Annotated in this window: 4 protein-coding genes and 1 tRNA gene; 4 read left to right on the forward strand and 1 reads right to left on the reverse strand. The window is 40.0% G+C overall.

Annotated elements, in window-relative coordinates; all coding sequences use genetic code 11:
* Positions 1–642: 642 nt before the first annotated feature.
* Positions 643–715 (reverse strand) — tRNA-Lys (locus ACZOVS_RS06820).
* Positions 716–844: 129 nt separating this feature from the next.
* On the opposite strand from ACZOVS_RS06820, the gene meaB reads away from it, so the two are divergent.
* The 4 genes from meaB to ACZOVS_RS06840 form a co-directional block, all read left to right on the forward strand.
* The gene (gene meaB, locus ACZOVS_RS06825) at positions 845–1,960 is read left to right on the forward strand and encodes a methylmalonyl Co-A mutase-associated GTPase MeaB (RefSeq protein ID WP_483996486.1); all 1,116 of its coding nucleotides are present in this window, start codon (positions 845–847) and stop codon (positions 1,958–1,960) included.
* Between the two features lie 98 nt (positions 1,961–2,058).
* On the forward strand, positions 2,059–3,570 hold the full coding sequence (locus ACZOVS_RS06830) for a glutamine synthetase family protein (RefSeq protein WP_483996487.1): 1,512 nt from the start codon (positions 2,059–2,061) through the stop codon (positions 3,568–3,570).
* Between the two features lie 101 nt (positions 3,571–3,671).
* Positions 3,672–4,334, forward strand: a complete 663-nt coding sequence (locus tag ACZOVS_RS06835; RefSeq protein ID WP_483996488.1) for a helix-turn-helix transcriptional regulator — start codon at positions 3,672–3,674, stop codon at positions 4,332–4,334.
* 199 nt (positions 4,335–4,533) lie between these two features.
* On the forward strand, positions 4,534–9,443 hold a 4,910-nt coding region (locus ACZOVS_RS06840), incomplete at its 3' end, for a choice-of-anchor J domain-containing protein (RefSeq protein ID WP_483996489.1).

Consider the following 9,443-nt stretch of genomic DNA (forward strand, 5'->3'; position numbering starts at 1 on the left):
CTAACATACAAAATTAAACAAAAAAATTTGAATTACTGTCAAAAAAAGTGAAATATTTGCTCGATTTCTTTGCTTTAATATATTTAATATGTTTATAATCAATAATATACAATAAAAATTATGTAAATAGTCTTTGTCTTTATGATTTTTCTTTTTCGTCGGACTTATTGTTGCAGTGTTTTTTACATTAATTGTGTGATTTATATGTATTATTATGATTTATTTTAATTATTATGTGTAAAATATATATTTTTTAAGGTAATTTATTTTTTATTATTGAAAATGGAAAACAATTCATGTGTTTTTTTATTTATGAAGTAATGATATGAAACAAAAAAGATGTTGAAATATATTTTGAAATAAAGAAAAAAACTATTGTTCATGAGAGATTGGATTTGCTTTTTCAGTATAAGAATGAAAAATTGAATTTTGTATCGGTTACAAACAGTTTATGAAAAATTTGTTGTAGTATTGTTTCAAATGGAAATTGTAAGGTTGTTTATAAACATGCAATATGTTTGTTTAATACTAAATAAGACTAAAATTTGTTAAATGAATTGGATGTTTTTTATTGATATCAAGTTTAATTTTCAAAATTAAAACCCCAATCTATTGTATTCCAATATATTGGGGCCTAAACTGTACTCCCTCAGGGATTCGAACCCTGGACCCATTGATTAAGAGTCAATTGCTCTACCAACTGAGCTAAGGAAGCATCATTTTGCAGCTGCAAAGTTACTATTTTTTTTAAATCGAACAATACTTTTTAAAAAATTTTGTCTTTTTATGAAAATAAATCCTGTTAAAAACCGGAAGCTTCGGTTAAAACATATATCTTTGCGATATGAAAGAAGATCATTTCGAGAATCAAATACATGAATGGGATTCAGCTCTTCAAGTCAATGAGGGGATAGAACAGCCTATTCAAGTCAATCCTAAGGCGTTGGAACGATTGAAGTCGAAAAGACAACAGTTGTTACCTGTAAAAGATTATGTCGATGGTATTTTATCTGGTGATGTAGTGATGCTTAGCAAGGCTATTACCTTGATAGAAAGTGTATTGCCATCACATCAGAGTTTGGCACAAGATATTATTGCAGCTTGTCTGCCTCATTCAGGAAATGCATTGCGTTTGGGTATCACCGGTGTTCCGGGTGCTGGAAAGAGTACATTCATAGAGGCTTTGGGCATGGAGCTGTGCCGCCAGGGTAAACGACTTGCAGTACTCGCTATAGACCCGAGCAGCCAGCGTTCCAAAGGCAGTATTTTGGGGGACAAGACTCGTATGGAAGAATTGTCGCAACAACCCAATGTCTATATTCGACCTTCAGCATCAGCAGGTACTTTGGGAGGTGTGGCACGTAAGACAAGAGAAGCTGCCATATTATGCGAAGCTGCCGGTTTCGATACGGTTTTTATCGAGACAGTGGGGGTGGGACAGTCGGAGACAGCGGTATATTCCATGGTGGATTTCTTTTTGCTTATATTAATAGGTGGTGCCGGAGATGAATTGCAAGGTATCAAACGTGGTATTATGGAAATGGCTGACGGTATTGTCGTTAATAAGGCTGACGGCGATAATATACAACGTGCCAATCGTGCAATGGCTGAGATTAAAAATGCTGTACATCTGTTCCCTGTCGCTGAATCAGGACAGGATGTCAAGGTTATGACTTGTTCTGCGTTGACACATTATAATATTGTTGAGGTGTGGCAAATGGTACAAAATCATGTTGACGCAATACGTCAGTCGGGCTATTTATTGAAAAAAAGAGCTGCCCAGGAGGTCCAGATGATGCTCGATACCATAGAACAGACTCTGAAACAACGTTTTTTTCAGGACTCTGCTGTGAAAGATATGCTTCCGGATGTGGAACATAATGTGCTTTCAAAAAAAATCAGTGCTTATATAGGTGCTAATCAATTGCTTGACAGATATTTCGAGAGTTTGAAAAATTAAATGCTGTCCAAACAAAATTTTAACGTTTTCATTTGTATCAATGAAATAAGTGTTATCTTTGTGCGGAAAATGATGAAAAGAACTAAATAATATAAATCATGGATGTAAATATTCAAATGAATCCCAATCTGTTGGTTCAGTACTTGCAAAAACCGGCAGCTGAGTTTACTCGACAAGACATTATTCGTTATTGTGAAGAAAATGAGATAGAATTTATCAATTTTCATTATTGTGGATGGGATGGTAAACTGAAGACCTTGAATTTCGTAATTCATAGTGCAGCGCATCTTGATAACATATTGTCGGCAGGAGAACGTGTTGACGGATCAAGTTTGTTCCCTTTTATTGAGGCAGGAAAAAGCGATCTTTATGTGGTGCCTAAGTATAGAACGGCATTCCGTAATCCTTTTGCTGAAGTACCTACTCTCGATATATTGTGTTCTTTCTACAATCGTGACGGCGAGCCTTTTGAAAGTTCTCCGGAATATATTTTGCGTAAAGCCCATAAGGTATTCAGAGATACTACAGGCATGACAATGGAGACAATGGGAGAACTCGAATATTATGTTATTGCTGATGATGAAGATATTTATCAGGTCCCGGACCAGAAGGGATACCATGAGAGTGCTCCTTTTAACAAGTTTACTGATTTTCGTACTGAGGCAATGAGACTTATTGCACAAGCCGGTGGTCTTATAAAATATGGTCATTCCGAAGTTGGGAACTTTACTCAAAATGGAAAGATTTATGAACAAAATGAAATAGAATTTTTACCTACTAATATTGAAGATGCTGCTGATCAACTGGTTGTTGCCAAATGGATTATGCGTCAGTTGGCTTATCAATATGGTGTTACAATTACTTTTGCACCTAAGATTACAGTCGGCAAAGCGGGTAGCGGTATGCATGTACACTGCAAGTTCACTAAAGATGGTAAATCCATGATGGTTAATAATGGTGAATTGACAGATGAATGCAAGAAGGCAATTGCCGGATTTATGATGGCAGGTACTTCACTTCCGGCTTTTGGTAATCCAAACCCATTGTCATTCCTTCGTTTGGTGCCTCATCAGGAAGCTCCGACATCACTCTGCTGGTCGTTCTCCAACAGAAGTGCTCTCGTTCGTGTACCGCTTGGGTGGATTAATAATGGCAAAGATATGGTTGCTGATTGTAATCCTCTTGAGAAACACAGCAATAAAGACTTCAGTGACAAACAAACTTTTGAATGGCGCGCTTCTGATGGTTGTGCCGATATTTATCTTCTAATGGCAGCTCTGTGTGCAGCAGCACGTTATGGTCTTGAATGTCCTGATGCTCTTCAAGTTGCAGAAAAGACTTATGTCGGACTCGGTGTCAATATCCATGATAATAGTAATAAGGAATTGCAAGAATCTCTTGAACAACTTCCTGATTCATGTGTCAAAGCTGCTGAGGAACTCGCTAAAGATCGTGAGATATATACTGCAAAAGGAGTCTTTTCAGATAATATAGTGGATTACCTTATAAAATATCTCAAAAACTTTAACGATGCCAATCTTCGTGAAGAGCTTGGTTCTGATAATGAGAAGATTATGAAATTAGTAAATGATAATATACATGTAGGTTAAATTATTTTAACTACTTTTAAGCGTTAACTAATGAAATGGTTAACGCTTTTTTTTTATCTTTGCCGTAAAATGAAATATGTTGAATTTCATATTATATCATTATGAAGCCATTATTGTCTTTTATAACATGCCTGTTGTTAACGGATAGATACAATGCTACTGGTGGTGGTACACTGTCTAATTTTTTGTATGATTATAAGACACAATATATTATGTCTGTTGTATTGTTTTGGATTATTGTAGTGTTGCTGATAGTGTTGTTGATAGTCATAATATCAAAAAAGAACAGAATAATAGGTATCAAGATTAAAGAACTTGCTGAAATCAATAAGGTATTGGAACTCAAAAATAAAGAAGTAGCTGAATTGTTATCTAAAAAAATGGAAAGAGACAAGATTATTAATGAGATTGTTGGAGAGATGAAAAATATAGAATTGAAAGATAAAATATCTAAGGAGATAATGTCCCGTATTGTCAAATCATTGAAAGATACAGTCAGTGATGATGTACTTACAGATTTCGACAAATATTTTCTATATATACATCCGGATTTTTATAATAATCTGCACAAAATGTATCCTGAATTGACACAGAATGAGTTAAGACTGTGTGCCATGGTACGATTGAATATGAGTACGAAAGATATAGCTGAAATAAATAATATAGAACCCAACAGTGCCCGAATAGCAAAAAACAGATTACGTAAAACTCTTGGTATAAGTAATACAGAAGAGTCCCTTTTTACTTTTCTTTCTGAATTTTAATTTATAAATTATATTGTTGATTATTAACAATAATTTATTCAATGTATCCTATTTGTATCCATTTTTGTCTTATCTGTATCCTATTTGTATCCATAAAATTTACAAAATAGTGAATAAAAAATATTGCACATAAAAAATTTAATAAGTATCTTTGCGAACTTTTTGAAAAAAATTATTGTTTAACTAATCATTTTTAAAAATGCGAAAGTTTTTAGGAATTTTGTTGCTACTGGTGTTCATCTCACCATTTGCAGCACAAGCCGATGAAATTATCGTTGGCAATGGAACGTCGTCGAGTTATAATGCGCCGTTCAACAATTTTTACAAAAACTCGTGGAATGAGACAATCTATCCGGCGAGTAGTTTTGCAATGCCAGGAACAATCAATGCAATTTCCTATAATTGCGCTACTGCTTCAGCATTGCCATTTACGACACTTAAAATTTATTTGGGTGTTACAAGCAGAAGTTCACATTCTTCAACGTCAGACTGGCAACCGGAAAGTGAACTGACATTGGTATATTCAGGCACTGATGTCACCGTAGGCTCATCTACAGGATGGCAGACATTTACCTTGGATACTCCTTATTTCTATGATGCTACGAACAATTTAGTGGTTGTCGTAGCTAAGACATGTGATGATTGGACGTCAGGATTGCAGTATTATTATACATCTACTTCAAATGCAGTGTTGTATCGTCAAAATGATTCTAATTTGTCTTATGCCGAATATCCGACAGGAACAGGTACCAGATCAAGTTATGCAGCCAATGTCAAATTTGACATGACACTTCCTGATGGTGCAGAGATTACAGTAAATCCATCCACTATGGATTTGGGTTATCGCCCCAACGGAGCATGGATGCGTCCTTTGGAAGTGAACGTATCTAATCTTGGAGCTCCGGCGACTATCAATGCTATAGAACCTACAAATTCATTCTTCTCGGTTGAAGGAATCGAGACACCTATGGTGTTGAACTATGGTGAAGAAGTCGGTTTTGAGATAGCCACAGGGAGCACGACAGCCGGAGCTGTTAATGCACAACTTGTGATAGCTTATACAGATGACAGAGCTGTTAATATGTATGATTTGACAGCAATTGCATACGACCCTGTATGTCCGGACGTATGGGAGTTGGCACAGGTTGTTTCATCATTCCCATATACGACCAATGTATCAGGAGTGTATGACAACTATCAGTTACCCGGTGAAAATCTTGATGGTAATGATGCTGTCTATAAAGTAACTGTTGATGAAGACAAACTTCTCACAGCTGTTGTTTCAACAGGAGAGAATCCAAAAGTAGCTGTTTATGCAGAAGATTTTGGCGGACAACCGGGTCCCGGCATTGACAACAACTATACAGGTCCTGAAATTGGTCCCGGTGCCGGTCAAATAGTTGAAGCTGACGAATTCTATTTCGATTTCGAAGACGGAACATTGACAGGCTGGACTAACATTGATGCTGATGGTGACGGTCTCACATGGTTTAACTCAATAGATGTTCTTGGTCCTGGATACGGACATGAAAGTCAATATTGTGCATTCTCACAATCATACGACAATACGTATGGAGTTTTGACTCCGGACAACTATCTTGTAACAGCAGAGAAATACATGATAGGTAATAGTTCTACACTTTCATTCTATGTATGTGCACAGGATAATCTGTATGCAGCTGAGCACTATGGAGTAGCGATATCAACGACAGGGAATACTTCTGCTGCAGATTTCACAACGATTTGGGAAGAAACATTGACAGCCAAGAGTGGAGCTGAAAGTGGAGCAAAAGGAATGCGTGGAACACGTGATCAGGGTACTTGGTATTTTAAGACTGTTGACCTGAGTGCATACGCAGGACAAGAAGTGTATATAGCAATAAGACACTTCAATGTATCGGATGAATACTTCTTGGATTTGGATGATGTTACTTTGAGTGCAGGCAGATCAAGAGATGTTGTAGCTAATGGTGTTGAAAACATGCATCTTGTACCCGGTACATATTATATAGTGGCATCTTCAACAGATGACAACTTTACAGTTGACATCAACGTTGAACCGGTCCCGGTCCCGGAAATGGCATACGAACCTAATCCTGCCAACGGTCAGGGCGGTGTTTCCACACCTATTACACTGAGATGGAAACTTGGAGAATACACATCAGAATATCAGCTTTTGATGGGAACTACTTATCCTCCTACTGAAGTACTCGTTGATTGGACAGGCGATTTGGCAGAGAGTTATTCAACAGGAACCCTGCTCAACAACAAGAACTATTTCTGGCAGGTTAATTTACGTAACTCAGCAGGTACCACAACAGGTGAGGTGTGGGGATTCACCACCACGTTGAATATTCCTCAGGACCTTGTTGCTGCCGATTACGAACTCTATGAAGGCGAAGCTGCAGAGTTGAGCTGGACAGCAGTGCAGGATCGTAACGCTAAATCGATGCGCGGATATAACGTCTATCAGGACGGCGTAAAGATCAATGATGCAGTGGTGACAACGAATTCATACGATGTGGAAGGTCTGACATACAATATGGAAGGCTATGAGTTCAACGTGACTGCAGTATATGACGAGGGAGAATCCGATATGTCCAATACGGTTCTTGTCAAGGTAAGCGGCAACGGAATTGTAAGCGGAACGGTGTTTGAACAGGACAGCCTGACGACAATAGAAGGAGCCACAGTGACATTCACGGGATTGGATGAATACGGAGTCGAACAGACATTCAGTTTCACCACGGGATCGAACGGAACATATAACGGAGAGATCCTTGCCGGAGAATATGAAGGAGTTGCAACAAAAGCCGGTTATCAGAATGCGAACTATGAGGGAACGGTAGCCATAGTCTATGACGTGGAGACGCCGGACATCAATTTTGTGATGAATGAAGAGTATAATCCTGTAGCGGAAGTGATAGCGGAAGAGGTGAGCGACGAGATGGTGAAGGTAAGCTGGAGCTGGAGCATGATGAGTGCATTGATAGAAGACTTTGAGACGGGAGACTTCAGCATGTTCCCGTGGAACAACGAAGTGTCGAGTTATCCGTGGGACATAACGACGACGAATCCATACGAAGGAACATACTGCATGAAGTCAACGAACAACGGAGTTGACGGTACGACCTCAGCAGTGGAAGTGACGGTGGACATACCGAGAGACGGATTGGTGAGTTTTTATGTAAGGATATCATGCGAGAGCAGTTGGGATAACGGATACTTCTACATAGACGGAGTACAGAAGGGGTCATTCACGGGAGAAGGCAACTGGTCTAAGAGAGAATATGATATAACGGAAGGCGAGCACACGTTCAGATGGGAATACACGAAAGACGGATCTTTGTCCTCAGGAGAGGATGCGATGTATGTGGACTACATCAACTTCACGGATCAGCCGGAGCCGGCACAACCGGGATGGATATACTATGATGACGGAGTGAATGTGGACGCCGTAGGATTGACAGCCGGAGGACCGTTCTACTGGGGAATAATGTTCCCTGCAAATATGATGGCAGGATATGAGGGATACAGTCTGTACAAGGTGAGCATGTTCGACTACACGGCCCATACTGGAAATATCCTGATTTATCAGGGAGGAACGACATCGCCCGGAACACTGATACACACGGAGGCATACACGAACACGGGATCATCTGACTTTGTTGAAGTAGAGCTTTCGTCAGTGTTGCCGATAGATCCGACACAATCGATGTGGATAGTGTTGAACAACGACAACGGACAATATGTGGCGGCGTGTTGTAACGACACGGGAAATCCGAACGGCAGATGGATATCGACGGACGGGACCACATGGGAAGACATAGCAGCATTGGGATTGCCATATACGTGGATGATAAGAGGATATGTTGACAATGGAAGAGGCTCGGTGGCAACGTTGTCGAGTGATGTGGTAAGAGAGGAGATAGAATACGAGAACAGGGCAGTAGGAGGAGTGTTGACGAGTGATCCGAATGCGAAGGTTACAGTGGCAGGAGTTCCTGAGGAGGCAGCAAGAGGAATGAGAGCATTGCAGAACTACAACGTATATAGAACCAACTGTTACGTAGAAGAGTACAACGAGGAGACGGTGGAACTGTTGGGAAGCACATTTGATACTGTATTCATGGACATGAGCTGGGGAACGACGGAAGCCGGAGTGTATAAATGGGGAGTGTCATGTGTGTATGGAGGCAACAGAGAGAGCGAAATAGTGTGGATGAATGAACCGAAGGTGAATAATGCGAAACCGTTTGTACCGGAAGAGGGATATGTGGCATACGAGACAGAATCGCTTGAAGGAGGAAAAGCATATACCGGAGAGTTCAGTAAAGGAATGGTGCGCAGCAATATAGGATATGCGAACAATATCTATGGATTGAACTGGCCAACAGCATATTCGTCATTCGATCTTGAAAACATAGGAGCCGGAGCGACAGCGATAACGACATTGCCGGCAGACAGAGGAGGAGAGTACTATGATGGCATATTCTACTCTTACAGCAGTGATAACATGTTCTATCATATAGATCCTGCAACAGGAACAGTTCTTGAAAGTTTCCCGGTATCAACACCAATGATGGAGATGGCATACAACTATGCAAACAATACGATGTATGGTATAGCGAGCGGAGTGCTTTATACGGTAAATCTTGCAGATGGAAGTGTAACGACATTGGGAAGTCTGGGACAATCGATCATGGCATTCGGAATAAACCTCGAGGGAGAGGCCTACGGAGTGGCGATCACGACAGGTAATTTCTATGCGATCGACCTGGAAAATGGTTCATGCACCCTGATAGGGTCAACCGGACAAGGATGTAATTATGTACAATGTGGCGGATTCGATCACAACACGGGAACGTTCTACTGGTTCCAATGCTATGATCCGAGCAGCATGGGACTTTATACGATAGACATAACGACGGGAGCAGCGACATTGGTGACTCCAAATGTAGGAGAAGTGGTTGGCTGGTTTACACCATATACACCAAATCAAGGGAACGTCGGTGGTTTACAAGGTCCGACGGAATCGCCCATAGTATGGTCCAACTGTTTGGACAAGGACATGTGGACGACATTGGATGTGACGGTAACGACCAACAG

Source organism: Candidatus Limimorpha avicola, from assembly GCF_056978975.1.

Coding starts and splice junctions, on each gene's coding strand:
- ACZOVS_RS06830 (WP_483996487.1), top strand. CDS start 2,059: ATGGATGTAAATATTCAAATGAATCCCAATCTGTTGGTTCAGTACTTG.
- ACZOVS_RS06835 (WP_483996488.1), top strand. CDS start 3,672: ATGAAGCCATTATTGTCTTTTATAACATGCCTGTTGTTAACGGATAGA.
- meaB (WP_483996486.1), top strand. CDS start 845: ATGAAAGAAGATCATTTCGAGAATCAAATACATGAATGGGATTCAGCT.